This is a genomic window from Actinomadura macrotermitis (genome assembly GCF_009604375.1).
GTDB lineage: Bacteria > Actinomycetota > Actinomycetes > Streptosporangiales > Streptosporangiaceae > Spirillospora > Spirillospora macrotermitis.
Genome location: NZ_WEGH01000003.1, coordinates 80,539 through 101,226 on the forward strand (window position 1 = coordinate 80,539; position 20,688 = coordinate 101,226).

The following is a 20,688-nucleotide window of genomic DNA, read 5'->3' on the forward strand; positions in this document are numbered from 1 at the left end:
CCAGTGACACCGACGGCGGTGACCGCGGCGCGCAGTTCGTCGTCGTCGCCGCAATGAGGGCTGGCCCCTGCGGGCCAGTGACACGGCTTTTGAACAGGCATGACTACCCTGCGGAGTCATATCCGCTTCCCTATGATGGGCGACTCGTCCCCCAGAGATACTGTTCGTCCTTCGGAACCTCCTAGGGATTTCATGGGCGCTTGGGGTTCCGAACCATTATCTGATCTTCGTGAGTTCCGCGCAGGGACTATGAACTGCTCGTCACTTCGGTTCTCTGCCGCCATGTGATGGGGATGGGCAGCAGGACGCCGGCGGACTTGGTCTCCCGGAGAGGTCTACGCTCTGTCGCCGCGACAGCGAAGACGCCCAGGGCTTGGAGAGGGTGCTTGGACAGAGCCAACGGCGGTTCGGGGTCAGGGGCCAAGGCCGGGTGCTCAAGCAGGGTCATCACGGCGGACACGTTCAACGGCTGTGACCACAGCGGCCAGATCATCACCTGGCGGCGACCGTGGCGGTGCCACAACGTCGCGGCGACACGATTGCCGTCGCCGGTCAGGCGGAACAGCAGCAGGGATTGGGTGGCCAGCCACGTGGCGCCAGGCACTCCCGATTCGGTGGACTTGCCCAAGGGGTGGTCCGCGGCGTCGCGAATAACTCGATAGTCGAGGTACTCACCGGTGAAGTTGTCGATGCGGCGCCAGCCTGTCAGCGCTTCGCGAAGGTAGCCGCTGGCATTCTTCCTCACCTCTTGCAAGGGGGTGGCGAAGAACGATCGGAAGCTCTGCTTCCCCGCTGGCGCACAATACGGAGTGAGGGCGGCCTGTCCTTTGCCGTCCACAGCTAGGTCGGTGACCAGGTGGGTGAGCCAGCGGCCAGCCTCTTCACCGAGTTCGGCGACCTTCGCAGCGAGCACGGGGTACTGGTCCCGTGGTACGCGCATCGGATCCTTCTCGCCTCCGGCCTCCTTCGCCGCGCGGGCGGCGGACTGATCGGGACGCCGGAGCGGGAAGCGGTCGTCTACGCCGACAATGGCCGTGTCGTCACCGGCCCGGTCAACGATTTTGACGAGGACGGCGGTGATCTCCTCGATGGAGATCAGGGGGCTGTGCAGCACCGCTCGGCCCGTGAAGTCGGAGAAGGAGAGCTCGGCTTGGCCGTCGAGTTCGGCTGACAGCAGGTGGAGCAGGCCGAGGGTGGCCAGGAAGCCCAGCGGGTCCCGGCCATCAAGTGCAGGGAGTTCAACGGCCGGCATCGAGAACCTCGCCACCGTCTCGCTCGGAGCACCAGATGTCGGCCAGGCGGACGATGGCTTCCAGTAAGGCGAGCCGCCAGCGTCCGTGTGTGCGGTTGAGCGCGGCGAAGCGTTCCGGCGCGGCCCAGTCGATGCTGTGGTCCGTACTGGTTAGATCACCGATCTGCACCGGTTGCGGGGCCGGGTCGTCGATCGGTGGCAGCAGTGGTCTGGCCCGGCCGTGATGGGTGGCGATCAGGTGCAGCACCAGGTCACTGGGCTGGTCGAGCTGCTGGGCGACGCGCGTCGAGAACGCCTCATGCCGCAGGCCGCCGGGGTACTCGGCCAAGCGACGGGCGCAGCGGAAAGCGGCGCGGTCGGCCGGGTCCATGCCGGACTTGGCCAGGATCGGCGCGTCATCCGGCTGTGCCCGTAGTGGACGTTGATAGAGCATCGCCTGGAAGCGGGGATCGCGTTTGCCCTCATCGTGCATGAACGCGGCTTTCTCCACGGCGGTTCGCTGTTCCTCGGGAAGACCGAGGTTGATGGCGAACTGTGCCGCCTGTTTGGCTACATCTTCCTGATGCTCCATCAGGCCGACTTGGCGGCGGGCGGTGGCCGACGAGTCCAGCGCTCCTTCGTCGCTGCGAAACTCCCCTCCTTTGGTTGCCAGGATCACCGCTGCCAACCGGCCATCGTTGGCGCTGTACTGCGGGATCACCGTGCAGCTTGCCTTGAGACGACGCAGGTTCCTCGCGAAGGGGGTCTCCTCATCTCCAACACCCGGCAGCCCATCCTTGAACGCACGTGCTGGGGGCTGATCGCCCGGACTTTGCAGGAGGTCGAGCAACCCGATGAAGCCCGGCAGCAGCGCCTCTTCATATTCGCGCAGCGTGATTTTCAGCTCTGGCCGCAGCCGTAGTAGGGGGCGTCCGCGTCGTTCGGCGAGATCGGCGACGTCGGTCACCATCACGGTGGAAGCGGGGTTCCAGCCGTACCGGTCGCAGCCACCGCGCTCAGCGGCGACGACGATGAGATCGCCCGGACGCAGATCGTCGGGTGCAATGGGGATCGGCGGATCGGCCGGGCCGAGGTAGCGGACGGCGACGAGATCTTCCGCCGGAGTCGTCTCGCTGTCGTCCGCCTGCCCCTCCAGGTCGGATGTGCTCGTGTCGGCTATACCCGTGAGCCAGCGGAGGGCGGCGACATGGGGAACCGCGAGCGTCTCTTCAGCCGTGGGAGGCACCGCGGCTAAGGCGGTCTCCCATTCAGTGATGTCCGCGGGCAGTCCTGCACGCCAGACGATGGAGACGTCAGGGCGGCCGTGGTCGATGCCGTGCAGGAAGGGCGGTACAGCGGGGTCCGGTCGGGGGACGGGTGACGTCCTGGTCCAAACGTCGAGGATTTCCGCCGTGAGATGGGGGATGTAGGGCGCGGCCGGCTGCATGTCCGCCTGCGCACTCTCGTCCACGTCCCAAAGAAGGTTGCGCAGCGCCACGGGTGAAACAAGGAGACCTTCGGCGAGCTCTTTCGCCTTGGCAGGAAGCAGCGGCGCTTGCTCGGTCAGCCATGTCCACGTCGCGGCGCGTGCGGTTCCGTAGACCGGATCGTCCTGACCCACGCTGGTGTCGTGGACGACCAAGGCGTGGCTTACCGGCAGCGAGCCGAGTCGGTTGAGCCGTCCAAGCCGCTGGATGAGCGCCGGCAGTGCCGCTGATTCCGTGATGATCGCGTCGAAATCCACGTTCGCGCCGACCTCGATCGTCTGAGTCGCCACCACGATCAGCGGCTCGCCCGGTTCGCGGCGGCGGCCCGCACGGAGCCGGTCGTAATACCGCTGGAGCAAGTAGTCGCGGTCGATCGGGCGGATGCGGCCGGTGAGCAGAACGGCACCGTCAAGAAGGTCGAAAACGGCTCGGGCACGCGCCACGGTGTTGCAGATGACGCCGATCACATGACCCGAATCGTCCGGCCCGGCCAGTCGGCGCGCCCAGTCGGCCATGGTCCGCGGTAGGACCGTCATCGCGCTCTTCTTGGTGACGGTAGGGGCCAGCAAATGGAGGTAACGCGATGCGTGCAGGCGCTTGCCGGCATGTTCATGGCGTTCGTCGTCCTCGCTGATGCTGTGCACCCACAGGGACGGTTCGTCGGGGATGGTCGCGGACATCGTGACGACAGTGGGGGCGCTGTCGGCGGATTCCAGCGCCTGGATAGTCCGGACCGTCCGGCGGAAGGGCTCGGCCAGATGCGCTTCGTCGATCACGATGAGGCTGTCGGTACCGACCAGCGCGGCATCGATGGAACGCAGGTGCTCACTGACGCCATAGCCGCGGAACAGCAGGCGGCTGCCGACCTGGTCGACGGTGCCGACGACCACGGCGAACCGGTCAGGGCGTTCCAGCCAGCGCCATGACCAGGTGACGCCGCCGCGCATCCGGGTGACCTGAAGCGGCACGGAGTCACCGTCCTGAATGAGGGCTTCGGCAACGCGTGCGCTCCACGAGCCGGCGCGTTCGGTCAGCGCTTCGGCAAGGCGGGTGGCGTGCTCGTACGCCTCATCCACGATGAGACGGCGGTCCACGACGAAGAACAGCCGGCGGCGCGCAATGTCGGGTCGGGCCGCGGCGACGAAGGCGAAGACGTCGATGACCGAGGTCTTGCCCAGCCCGGTCGGGACGTTGAGGACGTCCGGCCAGCGACCCGCACGGAGGACCTCGTCCACGAGTGCCTGCTGCCATGGGAACGGTGCGTGTCCGTGCACTTCTTGCAGGAAGGCTGTGAAGTCGGCGGGAGTCAGGTCGCTCATCACTCTTCCTTCGCGGGCACGAACAGCCCGAGCCCGAGATATCGCATCGCGCCGAGCAGGAAGGGGCCGATGAGCGGGCGGTCGAAGGTCACCTTCACGTGGACCATCGGCTTGATCGGCCGGTTCGGCGGCATGCTGTCGCGCCGGGGGCGGTGCAGCGCCCCTTTGACCATCGAGGCGGGCGAGAACTCGAGTTCGACCGGGTCGGGGTAGCCCAGGGCGGTCAATGAGCGGTGGATGTCTTTAAGGATGCCGTCGTCAGCCCGCCTGCGGCCGGGAAAGCGGTCCAGCATCATCGGTGTGGCGGTGATCCATGTGCGGGAGCCGCCCTTGTCTGCGGCGGTCCAGCGTTCGGGCTTCAGCCCCCAGGACAGGGCGGTGGTGGACAGGTACTCGACGTCCAGGCTGCGTCCGCCGTCGGTCGTCAGCCGCCGTAGCGGGCGTTCGATCAGCGCGCCCCAAAGTCGCGCGTAGGCGTTGCGGGACAGCTCTTCGGGAACGGCGACGGCGATGCCGAGCAAGCGGCCGTCGGCATGCTGGTTGCCTACGTTCGGCAGCGCCAGGTAGGCGGCGTGTGCAGAGGTGTCCGCACCGTGCCCGGAGATCTCGGCGGGGATGTCAGTGCCGATCCGCGCCATGACCGCCGCCCGCAGGAGGGACGTGACCGCCAGCAGCGAGTCGCCGGGCGGCTTCACCCTTCCCGCCGGGAAGCCGAAGACCAGCATCTCGTTGAAGGGCGACCGAGCCGGCGGCTCGGGTGGGACGGCTCCGGGGCGTGTGTAGGGAACCTCCTGATCGGCGTTCCAGGAGCGGTCTCCGCGTTCGTGCAGTTCACGCAGACGGTCAACGTAACCCTGGTAGGGCGCGCGGAAGGAGAACTCCGCATAATCGCCGATGCGGGCAGGGACGAAGCGCGCCCATTCATCCTGCATGGGGATGGCCGCGTCAGAGACGTGGAGCACGACCGATGACGTCGAACGTCCCAGGTAGGGGACGTTACGCGCCAACCGGGACAGGGTGCCGAGGGTCTCAGGCGGCGGGGTCGCAGTCGGCCAGACGATGGCGAACCGGGGGCAGGCTGGCTCGGCGCTGAAGCGCGTCTTCTTCCGGCCTGAACGGCCCAGGGCATGCTGACTGGTCGCTTTCTTGTCGGTGGCATTGGCCACCACGTAACCGTCGCGTCGTACGGTCGTATGCTCCTCCGAGGCCCATACCTCCGGTGTCCCGGCAGCCTCCAGCCAGCGCAGGGCGTGGAAGTGCTCGTCGTGCACCGCGGACGCCATCAGGGCACAGAACACCCTTGCCGGGTGAGGCGGCCACTCAGCCTGGTCGGGGCGCCGTCCAGCGGCGTCGTAACGGCCATCGCGCAGGTCCACCACGATCGACAACGGCACCGATCACTCCTCGCCGGTCGCCTTGGTCACCGCATGCTCGATCGCCTCGGCCAGGCTCGGTATCGGCGTCAGCAGGATCGTGTCGGAGGCCATCACCAGGCCGGCCTTGGCCGTCCGGTCACGCAGCTCATGGAAGACCTCGATCGCCTCGGCAGAGGTCAGAGAGAACTCCTCCACTGCGCCGCCGTCCTGCTCGAACGCCAGCGTCTCCCGCACGCGCACCAGGTCACAGCCCGATCGCAGCCAAGCCGAGGGCCGGACGAAACAGAGCCGGTCACCGGCGATCGCGAGGGCGAGCAGCGTCGCCCTCGCCAGGCAGGCCGTCTCGTCCGGGACGTCGCCGAAACGCAGCCGCTCCAGGCCAGCGAGCGAGATCCACGCGTCCCGGCGTGCCTCGCTGATGGACATCCCGCCTGGGGGCACGCTGCCGAGCACGTGGCCATGGCCGATCTCGCTGAGTCGCTTGCCCTTCGACTTCTCGTTGATCGGAATGAACTTCCAATCGCCTTCGGCCTTGGTCTTGTCGTCGATGGCTCCGGACATGTTGATCGGGTCCTTGCGCATGCTGCGGCGCTCGCCCTCCTGGGGGTCGAGGCCGAACATGGTGGATGTGTAGAGCCGGGCGAACTTAGGCCACCGCCCCTTCCGGTGCGAGTCCCAGGCGCCGAAGATGAGTGATCCGGGATCGCGCTCGAACAGCGGACGCGAGTCTTCGGCGGACACCTGCCGCAGCCGCTGCCCGGCAGGGCTCCGGTCGAAGCGAACACCGTCCACGTGACTGTCGCGCAGGTAGGCGTCCGCGTAGCGATGTGGGAACTCCAACGAGGTCAGCCGCACCAGCCCGCGGCTTGTCTCGGCTTGGAGCTCGAAGAGCGGAAGTTCGATCCGTCCCTTGTCTCGTGCGGCAAGAAGGGCTTCCTCAATCCGGTTGGCCTGCGAGGGCACTTGGTCAAGCACGACCGTCTCGCGCGGCTGCCCGTCGACGCGGCGTTTTTCCAAGAGATAGGGCCCGTCGGGGAACGTCGGCGGCATGATCTTGTCGTCGGCGGCTGCCCGGTACACACCGTGGATCGCAATCCCTGCGTCCACCCGATCTTCACCCACGGCCGCCAGCAGCCGCTCAACCATTCGTGAAGCCATCAGACCATCTCCGCTCAATATGGCGTCGATCACACGACGAGACGCTACGCCACACTGCCGACACTTTTAGCGAACTTCACGCAGAAGGCGTCGTCACCTGGAGCCCAAGCCCGTTGGTTTCAACTGTGAAGAGGGACCGGTCGGCGAGAGCCGGTGTCGGGAACTCAATTCCCCCCGCCAGGACACTCTCGCGGCACAGCCGCAATGAGGGCCGGTCTGCGAAGGCCGGTGTCGGTGGTGCCTGGCCGAAGGTGCCGTCTTCGACATGTGGCCGCAATGAGGACCGCTCCGTAAGGGCCGGTGTCGGCACCGCCGAGCAGGAGTGCCCGCGCGGCGCGGGCCTGCCGCAATGAGGACCGGACTGTGAGGGCCGGTGTCGGCGCCGCCTGCATTTATGCGTTCGCGTTCATCTCCATGCCGCAATGAGGACCGGTCCGTAAGGACCGGTGTCGACTGGGTCGTGGTAACAGCCTGGGTGACGCCGCCCACCCACCCGCAATGAGGACCGGTCCGTGAGGACCGGTGTCGGCCGCACATGTCGACCCGTCGTATGAGCGGGCACCTCCCGCAATAAGGACCGATCAGTGAGGGCCGGTGTCGGCGGGGTTGTCCATGTCCACAGTGTTGAAGCACGCCCGCCCGCAATGAGGACCGGTCCGTGAGGGCCGGTGTCGGGATGCGCTTGGGCACGGCCTTGTAGGCGTCGTAGAGCCCGCAATGAGGACCGGTCTGTGAGGGCCGGTGTCGGTGGAGTGCGCGCAGCGCGCGCCACACCTTTTTGCGCCCGCAATGAGGACCGGTCCGTGAGGGCCGGTGTCGGGGGGTCTCGGCGATCGCCTGTGCCTCGGTCTGGGTCCCGCAATGAGGACCGGTCCGTGAGGGCCGGTGTCGGCCACACCCGGGCCGGGCCAGAACGTGGCATACGTACCCGCAATGAGGACCGGTCCGTGAGGGCCGGTGTCGGCCTGTTTGAACAGGCATGATTACCGCTTGTACCCACCCTTCGCCATAGTGGCTGCCCGTTTTATGCCCGACTGCGGTCGTCTCCGCTTCGGAACCTCCCAGGGATTTCATGGGTACTTGAGGTTCCGAAGTCGATCCAGATCATGCCCTACGGGGCGGACGGCAGATGGTCGGATGGTCGGATGGTCGGATGGTCGGATGGTCGGATGGTCGGATGGTCCACTACAGCGAACGCAGGTTGCGGGTGGGGTTAGCGCGCTCGACTAGGAGCTGGTCGGCGAGGGCTGCTTGGAGTTGGGCGATCTTGGCTTGGGCCTCCTGGAGTTGGCCTTGGAGGTCGAGGTCTGTGATGGCGAAGGTATTGCGGATCTTGTTGAGGGCTTCGAGGGCGGTCTCGTCGGCAGTGGGGAGAGTGTGAAGGTAGCGCTCGGTGGTGGAGATCTTGCGGTGGCCGAGGCGTTCCTTGACGACCTGGAGATCTGCGCCGCCGGCCAGGAGCCATGAGGCGTGGGCGTGGCGTAGGTCGTGGATGCGGGGTGACCAGTCGAGGGCGGCGGCGTCGCGGGCGGGGTGCCAGCAGTGCTTGCGGAACCAGTTCGCGGAGATGTGCGGGTCGGTGTCGACGACGCGAGGCTTGCGGGGGTTGTCCTTGCCCTTAGCGCGGCGGGACGCGCGGTAGGCGGCATAGGCGCCTCGGCAGTGGTCGCACTTGCATTTGCCTAGGTTGTAGGCGGTGATCGTGCCATGGGCGTAGGTGCGGCCGTTGGGAGCAGTGAAGGTCGGGTCGGTTGGTTCCACGAGGTGGAGGGGTGGCTTGGGAGGGGTGTGACGGCGGGCGAAGAGGAGGTCGTTCGAGGTTAGGTTCTGGGCTTCGATGTGAGCTTTGAGCTTGGTGGTTATTTGGGGGCTGAGCTTGAAGCGGCGGGTGCGCTTGTCCTTGGGGTATTCCTTGACGAGGAAGCGCTTGCCCTCGGGGTGGTATTCGGGGACGAGTTCGACGACGGCGCGGCTGACGGTCAGGACGCGGGTTCGCGTGTCGAGGTCCTTGACGCGGAGTTCGGTCAGTTCGCCCCAGCGCAGGCCGCTCTCGATGTCGGTCTCGACGAGGAGCTGAGCGTCGGCGTCGGGAAGCGCGTTGTAGATGAGGTCGAACTGCTCCGGGGTGATCGTGCGTCGGGGTTTCTCGGGGACGGGGTCGGTGGCTACTCCGCGGCTGGGGTGGTAGATGATCACGCCGTCGTTGACGGCCGTGGTGAAGATGGCGTTGAGGATCGAGGTCTTGCAGTACTTGATCCGGTGGGCGGAGACGCCGTTCTGCTTGAGGTGGGTGATCCACTCGCGGACGGTCTCCGAGGTGATGTCGCGCATCTTCATGTCCGCGAAGTAGGGCATGATGTGCGCCTTGATCGCGTAGACGTAGTCCTGGCGGGTGGTCGCCTCCATTCGGTGGTTGGGCAGCCAGCGGTCTTCGACGTAGGTGCGAAAGGTCTGTTTGCCCCGGCGTGGATCCCCAGGTTTGCCTTCGGCGATGCGGGCTTCGGCGCGCTGCCACGCCTTGTCGGCTGCTTTGCGGGTGGTGAAGGTACCGGCGGTCTGGCGGACGCCGCGCGCGTCATCGTAGAGAGCCTGGTAGCCGACTCGGCCGTCCTTGCCGGGACGCCGACGAGTGAAGCCCATTTCGAGCACCTCGCAAACGGAGATCGTTTGTCACTCGTTTGTCACTGGATCATGAGTGACAGGGCGATACGGGCCGCCAGGGACTGGCAGGGGAATTGTGGCTCTGACCTGCACTTTAGCAAGGGAACACCTTGATCGGCAGGTGAAGATACTGGACGGGATTTACCCCTTCCAAACTGGCTACGCGGGTTCGATTCCCGTCACCCGCTCCACATAACCCCAGGTCAAGGCCCTGATCATCCTCGCGATGACCAGGGCCTTGATCTTTTATCACTCGTTCATCACTGGGATCCGACGCGATCAAGTGGACATGAGGCCTACGAGATGTCACCTCACGGCAACCCCCGGCACGCCACTTGAACTCGTCCCGCAGCGCGTCGCCTCATCGCTCCGGCGACACTCCCCCGGCCGGCAGGGAGGCACCGAGCAGCGCGAGCAACTCGGCGGTGGGGACGCGGTAGCGGCTGCCGACCTTGATCACACAGCAGGGCAAGCGCCCCTGCTTGGCGAGGTCGCTGTACTTCATGGTCTCCATGGGGAACCTCCATGCGGTCGATCGAGATGTTCCGAAGAGCGGGCGTCTGCTGAACACGCGCTCCGGTGGTTCAGTCGTCCCGCTCAACCGGAGCCTCGTTGCGTTCGGGGCGGCCCGGACCAGTGGCCGCGTGGGGGCCCGGCGCGCTGCGCCGGGCCCCCACGCTAATGGTCGGTGTCAGGCGTCGCCGTTGAGCATGGCGGCGGTCAGGACGTTGCCGGCGACGCCCCAGCCGCCGTCGACGACCTCGTCGATGAGCACGACAGTGGTGGGACGGGCCCGCTCACCGAAGATCTCCGCGTACAGGTCGGTGGTGCGCTCGACGATTTTCTTCTTGTCCTCGGCGGTGATGGTGCCCGCAGGAACCTTGAAGTTGGCGAAAGGCATGGGTCTTTCTCCTTCGAGTGGGTTTTTCCGTGGGGTCGGAAGTCTTTGTTCGAGGGGGAAGGCCGATGGCCGTCCCTCGGCTGGTGCCGGCGTGGTCAGAGGCTGGCGCGCGGAGTGAGCAGTTCGTCGATGCCGACGCGGTGGAAGAACTCCGCGCGAATCCGGTCGTACATGGTGGAGACCACTTCGCTACCGTCGCGGCTGGGATCGACATGGGTGCGGAACGGTCGTTCCCCATGGGGCAGTCCGACGACGCGGACGATTTCGTCAGCCACTTCCCGGGCCTCACGTCCCGGCGGGAAGATGCGGCTCAGGGCCTCGACCATCGTGTCCCTGAGCCGGCCGTAAGGCTCTTCATACTCTGCGGAACGGGCGGTATCAGCCGGTGCGCCGGCGTGAGCGAAGTGGTCGGTGCCGCTCGGATAGGCGCCGGGGACGACGAGGGTGGTCTCGATGCCGAACTTGATCAGCTCGGCGGCGTAGCTCTCGGCGAGAGCGTCCATCGCGGCCTTGGCCGCGAAGTAAGGTGCCAGGAAAGGCGGATGTCCGCCGCGGGTCGAGGTGGATCCGACCCACACGAGCAGCCCTTGTCCCTGGCGGCGCATGATCGGCAACACCGCGCGGTTCACCCGTTGTGTGGACAGCACATTGACGTCGTAGACACCGGCGAGCTGGGCGACGGTGAATGCCTCGGCCGGTCCGAGCACCATGTGGCCGGCGTTGTGCACCACGACATCGACCCGTCCCTGCTCGGCCATCACATGGTCGATGGCGGCGTCGACCGATTCCTGGTCCTGGACGTCCATCTCCACAGCGGTGAGCTGCACTCCGCGGTCCTTCTCGACCTGGGCGAGCGTGGCGGCGGCGGGTGCGTTGCGGCCAGTGGTGGCGCGCATCCCGGCGTACACGATGTGGCCGGCCTCGGCCAGGGCGCGTGCGGTGAGGTTTCCGAAGCCACTGGATGCGCCCGTGATCACCACGACCTTCGGCCGCACGCTCACACCATGCCCCCATTGGTCCGCAGGATCTGGCCATTGACCCAGTGCCCTTCCGGGCTGGTGAGGAACGCGACCACGTTGGCGATGTCCTCCGGGGTGCCCAGCCTCTCCAGCGGCGGGACCTTGGCGAGCCGGCCGATCTGCTCGGCCGTCTTGCCGTCGAGGAACATGTCCGTGGCCGTGGGCCCGGGAGCGACGGTGTTCACGGTGACGTCCCGTCCGCGCAGCTCGCGGGCGAGGATCAGCGTGATCGCCTCGATGGCGCCCTTGCTCGCCGCGTACGCGCCGTACCCGGGGAACTGAGTGCCGACCACGGAGGTCGAGAACCCCACGAAGGAGCCGCCCGCACGCAGGCGCCGGGCCGCCTGCTGGGCGACGACGAAAGTGCCGCGGATGTTGGTGCGGTGCACGGCGTCGAGTACGGCGAGGTCGAGCTCGGCGATGGGCGACAGAGCGAGCCGACCGGCGCAGTTCACGACGACGTCCACGCCACCGAACTCCTGCTCCGCCCGGTCGAACACCGTGGCGACCGCGCTCTCGTCCGCCACGTCCGCCTGCACGCAGACCGCCTGCCCGCCGGAAGCGGTGATCGCCGCCACCGTCTCCTCGGCGGCAGCCGCGTCGCGGGCGTAGTTCACCACGACGGCCAGGCCGTCCTGGGCGAGCTTGCGGGAGACCGACCGGCCGATGCCGCGTGACCCTCCGGTAACGACGGCGACCCGCGCGGGCACCGGTTCATGAGTTTGGTGGTTGGTGGTCATGGTCTTCACGATGCACCGCTCTGACCGGCGCAACCAGGGGACGTCATCCCCTGGGCCACCGGCCCGGCCGAGCACAGAATGGAGGGCATGAGTTCTGCGAAGTACACCGAGCTGGGAGCTTTCCTGCGTTCGCGGCGTGAACGCATCCGCCCGGCCGACATCGGGCTCCCGGCCGGGCCCCGGCGCCGGGTTCCCGGGCTGCGCCGCGAGGAGGTCGCCCAGCTCGCCGGAGCATCGGTGGACTACTACAACGAGCTCGAGCGTGGAGCCGGGTCCCAACCGTCCGGGCAAATGATCGCCGCGCTGGCCAGGGCCCTGCGCCTGAGCGCCGACGAACGCGACTACCTGTTCCACCTGGCGGACCGCCCGGTGCCCGTACAGGGTGGAGCGGCCTCGCACGTGCACCCCGGCATGCTCGATCTCCTCGACCGGCTGGCGTCGACACCGGCACAGGTCATCACCGACCTGCACGTCACCCTCGTGCAGAACCCGGCCGCGGTGGCCCTGGTCGGGGACCAGTCCGGTTTCCGAGGGGCTCGGGCCAGCTTCCTCCACCGGTGGTTCACCGAGCCCGATGCCCGACGTCTCTACCCCGAATCCGATCACGAAGCCCAGTCGCGTGCCTTCGTCGCGGATCTACGGGCTGCTGCCGCGCGCAGGGACGCGAAGGACACCGAAGCGACCTCGATGATCCATTCGCTGCTCGGCGCCTCCTCCGAATTCGCCGCGCTATGGGCCGACCATGACGTGGCGTTCCGGCGGGACGACCGCAAGCGCCTCGACCACCCCGCGCTCGGCGTGATCGAGGTCAACTGCCTCAATCTGTTCAGCGAGGACGGCCGGCAGCGCCTGCTGTGGTTCACTCCCGCGGCCGGTACGGACAGTGCCGGCCGGCTCGACCTTCTCGCGGTCATCGGCACTCAGGAAATCGCCGAACCGACACCTTGACGACCTGCCGGCTTGATCACCGTGCTCTTCAACAGCACGCCATCTCCTCGACCGAGCCCGCCCCCTCGCTGATCGCCGGCTTCAAAGGGCTGGCTTCGTAGGTGATCTGCGACAGCGTTCGACGGGGTGTTCGGGCAGCACTAGCGATCTTGGAGCCTGGGATTGCCGGTGAGAAGTGACAGCGCTTGCGTTGCCGGTGGTCAGGAAGAAGCGGTTCGTGTGGCTCGGGCCTGGCTTTGGGCGAGGCGGTAGGACTCGTTGGGCAGGAGTGGGTCATAGGCAGCGGCCGGGCGGCCTGCGCTGGGTCAACGACGTCACCTGGGACACCGATGGCCCAGAGTGCATCGGCAGCGGTTTCCGGCTCGGGGACGGCGCGGCCTCGGCTGCTTCGCGGGCCTTCAGTGCGACCGCGTCGGCGGTGAGAGAGGGGTTGGCGAGCCCGCGTGAAAGCGATCCGGGAGGCGAGCGAAGTAGAAGTGACGACCATCCTCCCGGAGGTGCCCATGCTGGACTCAACGGAAGGGGCGGCAGGTTGACCGCCCCACCCGACACGGCCCCGACGGACGCGGAACTGCTCACCGCGTCCGTCCGTGACGGCGACCGCTTCACCGCCGTCTACGACCGGTATTACGCCAATATCCATCGCTACGTCGCCGGACGCCTCGGCCCGCAGGCGGCCGACGACGTCGTGGCCGACACCTTCCTCGCCGCGTTCCGCAGCCGCGCCGCCTTCGACCCGTCCCGCGGGTCCGTCCGGCCCTGGCTGTTCGGCATCGCGACCAATCTCATCGCCCAGCACCGCCGCACCGAGACCCGCCGCTACCAGGCGCTCGCTCAGGTCGGCGTGGACCGCCACCCCGGCGGCCACGACGACCGGGTCGCGGCCTCGGTGTCGGCCGAACGGCTCCAGCCGTCGCTGGCCCGCGCGCTCGCCGCGCTGTCGGCCAAGGACCGCGACGTCGTGCTGCTCAAGGCCCTGGCCCAGCTCACCCACGAGGAGATCGCCGACGTCCTCGGCATCCCGTACGGCACCGTCGGCTCCCGCCTGAACCGGGCGCGCAAAAGGCTGCGCGCCGCACTGCCCGCCTGCACGGAAGGACTGTGACCATGGACGAACTCCAGATGATCGCCACGATGCTGGACGAGCCGCCCACGCCGGAAACCGAGACCGCCGTCCGCCATCGCCTCCTCAAGGGGATGCGCGAGCCGGAGCGGCCGGCGCGCCGCGCCTGGCGCCGTCCCGCCCTGTGGAGCGGGTTCGGCCTGACCGCCACCGCCGCCGCCGTCACGGCGACGGTCGTCCTGTCGTCCGGGACCACCCCGCGCGCGCCCGATCCCGGCCGCGGGCCCGCCGCCACGCAGCCGATGTCGGCGACGACCGTTCTGCTCACCGCCGCCGGGCACGCCGAGGCCGCACCGGCCACCGGCAAGTACTGGCACGTCCTGAGGGTGCAGTCGCGCGCCTTCCACAACGAGCGTGGAGGCTACTGGATGCTCGGGCGGCAGCTGATCGGGCAGTGGAGCCGCCCGGACGGCCGCTCCTGGACCGGATACCGGGGACTCGGCGCCGTGCCCATGACCGCCAAGGACGCGCCCGCCTTCCGGCGGGACGGCTCGCCCGACCCGGCCCCGATCTCCCCCAGGTTCACCAAGGACACCGGGACGAAGACCTTCCTGGTCTGCGACAGGGAGATGACGTTCAAGCAGGTCCAGGCGCTGCCGGCCGACCCCGGCGAGCTGAGGGGCGCGCTGAAGCGGGCGATCCCGCGCAACCACCCCACCGCGGGCCGGACCGCGGACGAGGTCGTGAAGAACTGCGTGACCGACCTGCTCAGCTTCGTTCCCGCACCGCCGAAGGTGCGCGCGGGCGCCTACCGGATGCTCGCCACCATGCCCGGCGTCACCGCCATGGGCGAGGTCACCGACGAGCGCGGACGCAAGGGATTCGGGCTGCACGTGCAGGTCCGGCGCGGCGTCGCCGACACCGTGATCATCGACCCGGACTCCTCGTTCGTGCTGAGCACGTCGCGCACCGCTCCCGACGTCCCCGGCAAGGTCGAAAAGGTGCTGTACCTGCGGGCCGGCTGGACCGACAGCGACCCGAGGATCCCCACCCTCCCCTAACCGTCCGTCATCGCAAGCGTTGAGTCGTGGCATGTCGCTCTTGTGCGGCCTCGCATAGGGGCGACACGCCACAGCTCAACCGAGGAGATCGGGCGTGCTCCTCTGCCGGTGAGGGCAGGCGTGGTGGACGCCCACAACTGGTGAAGCATGGTCCGGTATTGGTCGCCTCGGCCGGATGCCCGTTGGCGCGCAGGCTCAGGGTTGTCCAGGTGACCGGTCATCAGGTCGCGTTGCCGGGTGGTGACGTTCAGCGGAAGCGGATCCGCCATAAAGGAATCCCTTGTTTCATGTGGCCGTCGGCCGGCCGGCACGATGTTTGGCCTCGGCGGCCTTGCCGGTCGGGTTGCGCCACACCCGGTTGGCGTCGAAGAACTTGTTGGTGTCACCGCCTTGGGTGTCGTTCTCGCCCTTGGGGACCATGCGGCAGGTTCACTCGGTCGCCGGGACCTTGCCAGGACGAGGCGAGCGGGTACTCACCGCAGCTTTGCCCAGATGGGCAAAGCCCACGTCCTCACCGCGACCGCGATCAACGTCGAACGGATCTGCGCTCAGCATCCGCCTGGTCGCGAACCACAGCCCCGACCTCCAACAGCGCTCCAGGGTTTCCTCGACCGGCAGCGCATTCCGCGGCCCTGCTCGTGGCGTCCCGCCGGCCGATCGACGTCCCACCGAGATCCCCCCGTCAGCGTCGGATACTCGGCTGCTCAGGGGCTTGGCGGTGAGGGGCTTGGGTCGTATCCCAGGAGGGCGCCGCCGTGCGCCTGGAGGACCTCGTGCATGTGCCCCATCATGACGTTCCTGAGTTCGCGGAGTTCAGCGAACCGAGGGCCCAGCTCGGCGGCGGTCGCAAGCAGCGCTGCCCGTTGTTCTGCGGGCACGAGCAGGCTGGCGCGTTGCACAGCGGCCAGATCGCCCCAGACCTCGTCCATGCAGTTCAGCAGATTTCGGTATGCCTCATAGGCGTCTTTGGAACCGATGCGGTGAATGGCGAAATGCCCGGTGTCGTAGTGGAACTCGCGGAGATCATCCGGCTGCGCCAAGAGGCCTTCTTCGTATCCTGCACTGACGCGCTCGGCCGCGGCGCGGATCGCGTCAATGGCACGAGCTGAGAACGCCCGCATATGAGCGGCCTGCTCCGTGAGGTCTTCAAGGCGCTGTGCCGAGTTCTCCTGCTCCCGCAGAGCGGCTTCGCGCTCCCATTCCCGCTCGCGGCTCCGCTTCTGCATCCGGCCGGTGATCCATGGCGCGATGAGCGCGGCACCCCCGCCCACAACGGCCCCCACCAACCCGGCGACCATCTCACCTGTCGCCATATGCCCCTCCGCAGTCCGATCGCCTGATCTTTTATCTCGTCTGAGAGCCCGAGGGTTCAACCTCCCGGCCACATAGTTAGTCGACACGCCCATGGTCCTTAGTTCAAGGCGGGGATGGCTGGAAGCGGCCAGCAGCCGGGCAGCTCGTGGCCTGCGACGATCTCCCTCCTTGGGAACATCGCGCCGACCCCGGTCCTGGATCGTCTCGGCGTCCGGTCCGGCCGGCCAAGTCGGCCACCGGCATTCTGCGCGACCGATGACCGGGCCCGGTACGCGGTGGCCACCCGCTACGACTGTGAGGGTGCCGCCTCGGGCGGTGGTCTGACCCGCGTTACGACTGGCCAGGGGCCTTGGGTTTGATCTGTCGGCACTGTTCGGGGCGGTGCTTGCTGTCACCGGGGGCGGCCGCGTGGGCATGAGGCGCCGGCGGCGCAACTTCTTGATCGTTACTTCTGGCCACGCAATACTCGCAACCAGGCGAAACGCCACCGGACGCTCATGCACGTCGGCGAGAGGCGAACATCAGTGACCTATGACATCGAGCAGGCGGACGGTGGGTACGGCGCCGCGCTCGCGGCGGGGCGGGTGTGCGCCACCGCCGGCGAAGGGGCGCGGGGGATGATCTCCTGGGCGCGCCGTTATCCGGGCCTGTACGGGGACGCGAACGCGTTCGACGCCACCTTGTTCGACACGTTGTCACTGGCCTCGGCGTTCAGCGGGCCGGCCCTGCCGGCGGCGGATCTGCGGATGGCGAACCTGCTGGCGCTGTGGGCCTTCGCCCTGGACAAGGCGATCGACCGCGATGCCTCCACCCGGGCCGAGGTCGACGCCGTCGCCGCGCGGTGCCTGGCCGCCGCCAAGGGCGACGCGCCGGCCCCCGGGGACGAGCTCGCCCACGCCCTGGCCGGGTTGCGTGACGAGCTCGCCGCGGCTCCCGCCTACTCCAGGCTCGCGCCGGTGTGGCTTGAGGACCTGGAGCGGATGCTGCAGGGCATGGCACGCGAGTGGGATTGGGCGTCCGCGTCCGCCCAGGGCCGCAGCGCCTACCCCACCGTTGCCGAGTATCTGGCCAATGCCGACAATCTCGGCTTCTCCTTCGTGCTGACCGCCCATTGGATCACCGGCGGCGGCGAGGGCGACGTCGAGCGGGTCCGGGAGGCCAGCGCCGCGGTTCAGCGGGTGATCCGGGTGCTCAACGACCTGGGGACCTATGAGCGCGACGTGCGGACCAACGATCTGAACGTCCTGCTGCTGGACGAGGACCGCGAGCAGGTGCAGCAGCGCCTCGCCGCCCTGACCGGCGAAGCCCGGGGCCTCATCGGGCGGATGCGCGAGGACGAGCCGGTCCTGGGCGCGTACATGGAGCGCCAGATGGACTTCTGCGCCGGCTTCTACGGCGGGGCGGACTTTTGGGGCCACCACTGAGGCGCCACCGGGACTACAGGTCGGTCAAGGCGGTGAGGACCGCACGGTAGGTGCGCGGGTCCAGCAGGTCCCGTTCGTCGGGTGGCCCGATGACCAGCAGCCCCCGGCCGAGGAGGTCGTCGACGAGCGCGCGGACCGCGATCGGGCCGCCGAAGGAGGCCGACAGGCTGCCGCCGGGATCACCGGTGCGGGCGAGGCGGGTCGCCAGGTCGGCGATGCTCTGCGGGGTGTGGCACCAGCGCAGCAGGGTGAGGTGGTCGGGGCTGAGGCCGAAGGCGTGCTCGCGCTCCACGCCCCCGGCGTCCCGGTACACCTTGACCTCGTCCTGCAGGGCGCCCGGCGCCATGGTGGAGGCCACCATGGTGAGCAGGTCCAGCGGTTCGTGATCGGGCTCGACATGAGTACGGGCCGCGCGCATGTACTGCCGTATCAGCGGCCCGTGCTCGTCGTCGGTCACCGGTCCCCCTCCGCCGCCATGTCCTACAGCTCGGTGCCGGCTTCGCGGTCCGGTGCCGCGGGCGCGTCCGTGTGCTCGTCCGCCGGGCGGGCGGCGGCCTCACGGCCCGCCTGGGTGCCGCGCTGGAAGGCCCCCATGATCCGCAGCGCCTGCTCGGGGGTGCGGTCGTCGCTCTCGGCCTGCTCGGCCTCGCCCGCGGGCTCGTCGCGCAGCGCCGGGTTCAGGCTCTGCTGCGGCTGCCGGACCGGCAGGCCGTGCGGGGTGAAGCCGTCCGCGGCGTCGGCGGGCTCCTCGGGGCCGGCCGGCGCCGGCACGCCGGGGGCCGGCTCCTGGCGGGGGGCCTCGACGCGGGTCTGGTCCTGGACGACGGCCTGGGGGGCGAAGGCGTCCAGGGCCTCGATGGGCGGTACCGCGCGCAGCGCCGCGGTGGAGGTGCGGTTGTGCGGCAGCACGGCCACGGCGCCGTCGTAGCCGTCGCGCGGGGTGAGGTTCACCGGGCCGGTGACGGCGGCGGGGACGTCCTGCTCCGCGGTCTCGAACAGCTCGAAGGGCAGCAGCGTCACCGCGAGCACTCCGCCGAACGCCGAGCGCTTGAGCGTGGTGTGCACGCCGTGGCGCTGCCCGATGTAGGCGACGACGAACAGGCCGAGCCGGGTGGGGAAGTTCTCGAACCCCGGCGGGCGGCTGAGCATCTGGTTGTACTCGGCGAGCTGCTCCTCGGAGAGCCCGAGGCCCTTGTCCTCGATGGTGATGGCGACGCCGTTGCTGGTCTCCTGGACGTCGATCTCGACCTGGGTGTCGGGGCCGGAGTAGGTCAGGCCGTTCTCGATCAGCTCGGCCAGCAGGCGGGTGACGTCGATGGCGCGGCCGCTCAGCCAGAACCGGCGCGCGGGCTGGCGGACCTTGACCCGGTGGTAGCCCTCGACCTGGCCGAGCGCGATGCGGATCGCGTCGAACAGGTCGATGGGGCGGCGCACGCCGCGGCTCGGCTGGCCGCCCGACAGCAGGAGCACGTTCTCCAGGTAGCGCTGGATGCGCGTGTTCAGCTCGTCGGTCTCGTACAGGTCGGCGATCTCGTCGCGGGCCAGGTCCTTGCGGCGTTCCATCCGGTCGATGACGCTGCGCTGCTGGGCGATCAGGACCTGGGAGCGCTGGGCCAGGTTCTGCAGCGTCTCGCGGAAGCCGAGGCGCTGTTCGGCCTGGCCCACCGCCGCCTGGATCGCCTGGATCTGCACGCGGTTGAAGGCCTGGCCGACCTGGCCGATCTCGTCGTCGCCGAACCGCAGCCCCGGCGCCTCGGCGGCGACGTCGACCTTCTCGCCGTGGCTGAGGCGCTGCATCACCGCGGGCAGCCGGTTGTCGGCCAGATCGTCGGCGGCCAGCCGCAGCCGGCGCAGCTGGGCGAGCAGCGAGCGGGCGGTGGTGAGGGCCAGCACGATGGAGAACAGCACCGCGGCCGCGCCGAGGCCGGCCACGATCGCCAGCCGCGCGATGACGCCGTAGGCGCCCGGCTGGGCCCGCTTGACGACCGCGTCACCGCCGATGTCGATCATCTTGTCCAGCTGCGCCATGACCGTTCGGGTGGTGACCTGCCACTGCGCCGCGGTGAGGTTCGGCCGGGCGGCGGACCGGCCCTTGGCGGCCAGCAGCCGGTCCTCCGTCGCGCGCAGGCCGGTGTAGGCGGGCGAGGAGATGAACTCCTGCAGCCGGGCCTGGTCGCCGGGCGCCAGCTGTGCGGTGGCCTCGTCCATGCTCTGGCGGCTCACGCCGACCGTCTGCGTCCAGCGGGCGACGTCGCCGGTGCCGAACCGGCCCTGGGCGAGCACGCCGGCCAGGAAGGCGTCCTCGCGGCTGAGCAGCTCGCGGGCGCGGGTCAGCGCGATGAGGCCGCGGGCGTCGGCCGCGGTGTCGTTGTCGTCGACGTCGGCGTTGACGGCCAGGATGCCGAACGCGGCGTCGATGGTGCTGTTGAACTCCCGTGCGGCGTCGGCGGCGGAGGCCGATCTGATGTCGATGGCACCGCGCACGCGGTCGAGCGTCTCCAGGCGCCTGCGGGTCTCGGCGATGTGCCGGATCACGCGGCCGGGGGCCTGGGCCGACTTGCGGCGCCACTGCTCGATCGTCTGGTCCGTGCGGGCCCGCTGCGCGGTGAGTTCCTGGGCCCGCCCCGCCTTGGGGTTGCCCAGGTGCACCAGCGACAGGCGCCGTTCGTCCTGCAGCGCCGTGATCAGCGTCTTGGTCGGCCGGCCGGCGGTGTCGTCGACCTCGCTGGTCTGCAGCAGGTCCACACCGTCCTGGACGGTCACCCAGGCGGCGAACCCCCACAGCGCGGCCAGGGACAGCAGTACCGCCGTGATCTTCCAGCGCAGCCCCAGGCTTCGGGCGGGACGGTCCTTGCGCAGACGCATCAACAAATCCTCAAGAGTCGTTCACGAGGGCGGGGGGGAAACGGGTCGCAGGTGCGCGCCCGTCCTCAAGGCCGACGGGCACGGCATCCCTCCTGGACCGCCGAAAGCACGGCAGCACTTT

General features: G+C 68.7%; 17 protein-coding genes and 2 CRISPR repeat arrays (1 of these 19 only partly in view). Of the genes, 4 read left to right on the forward strand and 13 right to left on the reverse strand.

The window, feature by feature from the left end:
* Positions 1-84: direct repeats of the CRISPR family, unit length 37 nt; unit sequence GCCGCAATGAGGGCTGGCCCCTGCGGGCCAGTGACAC (it extends 324 nt beyond the left edge of the window).
* A gap of 163 nt (positions 85-247) precedes the next feature.
* The 9 genes from ACRB68_RS21610 to ACRB68_RS21650 all read right to left on the reverse strand — a co-directional run bounded on the left by ACRB68_RS21610 (position 248) and on the right by ACRB68_RS21650 (position 11,892).
* Positions 248-1,252 (reverse strand): type I-G CRISPR-associated protein, Cas3-extension family, encoded by a 1,005-nt coding sequence (locus ACRB68_RS21610; RefSeq protein WP_153535391.1) that lies wholly within the window; start codon positions 1,250-1,252, stop codon positions 248-250.
* Positions 1,239-4,037, reverse strand: a complete 2,799-nt coding sequence (gene cas3g / locus ACRB68_RS21615) for a type I-G CRISPR-associated helicase/endonuclease Cas3g (RefSeq protein ID WP_153535393.1) — start codon at positions 4,035-4,037, stop codon at positions 1,239-1,241. Before cas3g ends, ACRB68_RS21610 begins: the two co-directional genes overlap by 14 nt.
* On the reverse strand, positions 4,037-5,431 hold the full coding sequence (gene csb2, locus ACRB68_RS21620) for a type I-G CRISPR-associated protein Csb2 (protein WP_153535395.1): 1,395 nt from the start codon (positions 5,429-5,431) through the stop codon (positions 4,037-4,039). The genes cas3g and csb2 overlap by 1 nt, the downstream gene beginning before the upstream one ends.
* Before the next feature lie 3 nt (positions 5,432-5,434).
* Positions 5,435-6,604, reverse strand: a complete 1,170-nt coding sequence (cas7g, locus tag ACRB68_RS21625; RefSeq protein WP_328594556.1) for a type I-G CRISPR-associated RAMP protein Csb1/Cas7g — start codon at positions 6,602-6,604, stop codon at positions 5,435-5,437.
* 310 nt (positions 6,605-6,914) lie between these two features.
* Positions 6,915-7,535: direct repeats of the CRISPR family, unit length 37 nt; unit sequence CCCGCAATGAGGACCGGTCCGTGAGGGCCGGTGTCGG.
* Positions 7,536-7,756: 221 nt separating this feature from the next.
* A complete protein-coding gene (locus ACRB68_RS21630) occupies positions 7,757-9,211 on the reverse strand; it encodes a tyrosine-type recombinase/integrase (RefSeq protein WP_153535397.1) in 1,455 nt (484 codons plus the stop codon).
* Between the two features lie 382 nt (positions 9,212-9,593).
* Complete coding sequence (locus ACRB68_RS21635; protein ID WP_153535399.1) at positions 9,594-9,746, reverse strand: hypothetical protein; 153 nt, start codon at positions 9,744-9,746, stop codon at positions 9,594-9,596.
* 177 nt (positions 9,747-9,923) lie between these two features.
* Positions 9,924-10,133, reverse strand: a complete 210-nt coding sequence (locus tag ACRB68_RS21640) for a 4-oxalocrotonate tautomerase family protein (RefSeq protein ID WP_153535401.1) — start codon at positions 10,131-10,133, stop codon at positions 9,924-9,926.
* Positions 10,134-10,228: 95 nt separating this feature from the next.
* Positions 10,229-11,128: an SDR family oxidoreductase gene (locus ACRB68_RS21645; protein WP_207709787.1), complete on the reverse strand. Its 900-nt coding sequence runs from the start codon at positions 11,126-11,128 to the stop codon at positions 10,229-10,231.
* A 2-nt stretch (positions 11,129-11,130) separates the two neighbouring features.
* Positions 11,131-11,892, reverse strand: a complete 762-nt coding sequence (locus tag ACRB68_RS21650) for an SDR family oxidoreductase (protein WP_153535405.1) — start codon at positions 11,890-11,892, stop codon at positions 11,131-11,133.
* 87 nt (positions 11,893-11,979) lie between these two features.
* Here ACRB68_RS21650 and ACRB68_RS21655 point away from each other — a divergent pair, with 87 nt between their 5' ends.
* The 3 genes from ACRB68_RS21655 (at position 11,980) to ACRB68_RS21665 (ending at position 14,964) form a co-directional block, all read left to right on the forward strand.
* Entirely contained in the window at positions 11,980-12,840 is an 861-nt protein-coding gene (locus tag ACRB68_RS21655; protein ID WP_153535407.1) for a helix-turn-helix transcriptional regulator, read from the forward strand.
* A 532-nt stretch (positions 12,841-13,372) separates the two neighbouring features.
* On the forward strand, positions 13,373-13,945 hold the full coding sequence (locus ACRB68_RS21660; protein WP_153535409.1) for an RNA polymerase sigma factor: 573 nt from the start codon (positions 13,373-13,375) through the stop codon (positions 13,943-13,945).
* A 2-nt stretch (positions 13,946-13,947) separates the two neighbouring features.
* Complete coding sequence (locus ACRB68_RS21665) at positions 13,948-14,964, forward strand: CU044_5270 family protein (protein WP_153535411.1); 1,017 nt, start codon at positions 13,948-13,950, stop codon at positions 14,962-14,964.
* A gap of 285 nt (positions 14,965-15,249) precedes the next feature.
* Here ACRB68_RS21665 and ACRB68_RS42110 read toward each other — a convergent pair whose 3' ends face one another.
* Positions 15,250-15,384, reverse strand: coding sequence for a hypothetical protein (locus ACRB68_RS42110; protein WP_268890435.1), 135 nt, complete (start codon positions 15,382-15,384; stop codon positions 15,250-15,252).
* A gap of 284 nt (positions 15,385-15,668) precedes the next feature.
* Positions 15,669-16,277, reverse strand: a complete 609-nt coding sequence (locus tag ACRB68_RS21670; RefSeq protein ID WP_153535413.1) for a hypothetical protein — start codon at positions 16,275-16,277, stop codon at positions 15,669-15,671.
* Positions 16,278-16,802: 525 nt separating this feature from the next.
* Here ACRB68_RS21670 and ACRB68_RS21675 point away from each other — a divergent pair.
* Positions 16,803-17,702 (forward strand): terpene synthase family protein, encoded by a 900-nt coding sequence (locus tag ACRB68_RS21675; RefSeq protein WP_194293407.1) that lies wholly within the window; start codon positions 16,803-16,805, stop codon positions 17,700-17,702.
* 13 nt (positions 17,703-17,715) lie between these two features.
* Here ACRB68_RS21675 and ACRB68_RS21680 read toward each other — a convergent pair whose 3' ends face one another.
* Both ACRB68_RS21680 and ACRB68_RS21685 read right to left on the reverse strand, forming a co-directional pair.
* Positions 17,716-18,159: a DUF742 domain-containing protein gene (locus ACRB68_RS21680; RefSeq protein ID WP_153535415.1), complete on the reverse strand. Its 444-nt coding sequence runs from the start codon at positions 18,157-18,159 to the stop codon at positions 17,716-17,718.
* 23 nt (positions 18,160-18,182) lie between these two features.
* Positions 18,183-20,567 carry a sensor histidine kinase gene (locus ACRB68_RS21685; RefSeq protein WP_153535417.1) on the reverse strand — a complete coding sequence of 795 codons (2,385 nt, stop codon included), beginning with the start codon at positions 20,565-20,567 and terminating at the stop codon, positions 18,183-18,185.
* Positions 20,568-20,688: the final 121 nt, after the last annotated feature.

What these genes read in the sequence shown, in the direction of transcription:
- ACRB68_RS21610 (WP_153535391.1), bottom strand. Translation starts at nt 1,252, where the DNA reads ATGCCGGCCGTTGAACTCCCTGCACTTGATGGCCGGGACCCGCTGGGC.
- cas3g (WP_153535393.1), bottom strand. Translation starts at nt 4,037, where the DNA reads ATGAGCGACCTGACTCCCGCCGACTTCACAGCCTTCCTGCAAGAAGTG.
- ACRB68_RS21630 (WP_153535397.1), bottom strand. Translation starts at nt 9,211, where the DNA reads ATGGGCTTCACTCGTCGGCGTCCCGGCAAGGACGGCCGAGTCGGCTAC.
- ACRB68_RS21635 (WP_153535399.1), bottom strand. Translation starts at nt 9,746, where the DNA reads ATGGAGACCATGAAGTACAGCGACCTCGCCAAGCAGGGGCGCTTGCCC.
- ACRB68_RS21640 (WP_153535401.1), bottom strand. Translation starts at nt 10,133, where the DNA reads ATGCCTTTCGCCAACTTCAAGGTTCCTGCGGGCACCATCACCGCCGAG.
- ACRB68_RS21650 (WP_153535405.1), bottom strand. Translation starts at nt 11,892, where the DNA reads ATGACCACCAACCACCAAACTCATGAACCGGTGCCCGCGCGGGTCGCC.
- ACRB68_RS21655 (WP_153535407.1), top strand. Translation starts at nt 11,980, where the DNA reads ATGAGTTCTGCGAAGTACACCGAGCTGGGAGCTTTCCTGCGTTCGCGG.
- ACRB68_RS21665 (WP_153535411.1), top strand. Translation starts at nt 13,948, where the DNA reads ATGGACGAACTCCAGATGATCGCCACGATGCTGGACGAGCCGCCCACG.
- ACRB68_RS42110 (WP_268890435.1), bottom strand. Translation starts at nt 15,384, where the DNA reads ATGGTCCCCAAGGGCGAGAACGACACCCAAGGCGGTGACACCAACAAG.
- ACRB68_RS21670 (WP_153535413.1), bottom strand. Translation starts at nt 16,277, where the DNA reads ATGGCGACAGGTGAGATGGTCGCCGGGTTGGTGGGGGCCGTTGTGGGC.
- ACRB68_RS21685 (WP_153535417.1), bottom strand. Translation starts at nt 20,567, where the DNA reads ATGCGTCTGCGCAAGGACCGTCCCGCCCGAAGCCTGGGGCTGCGCTGG.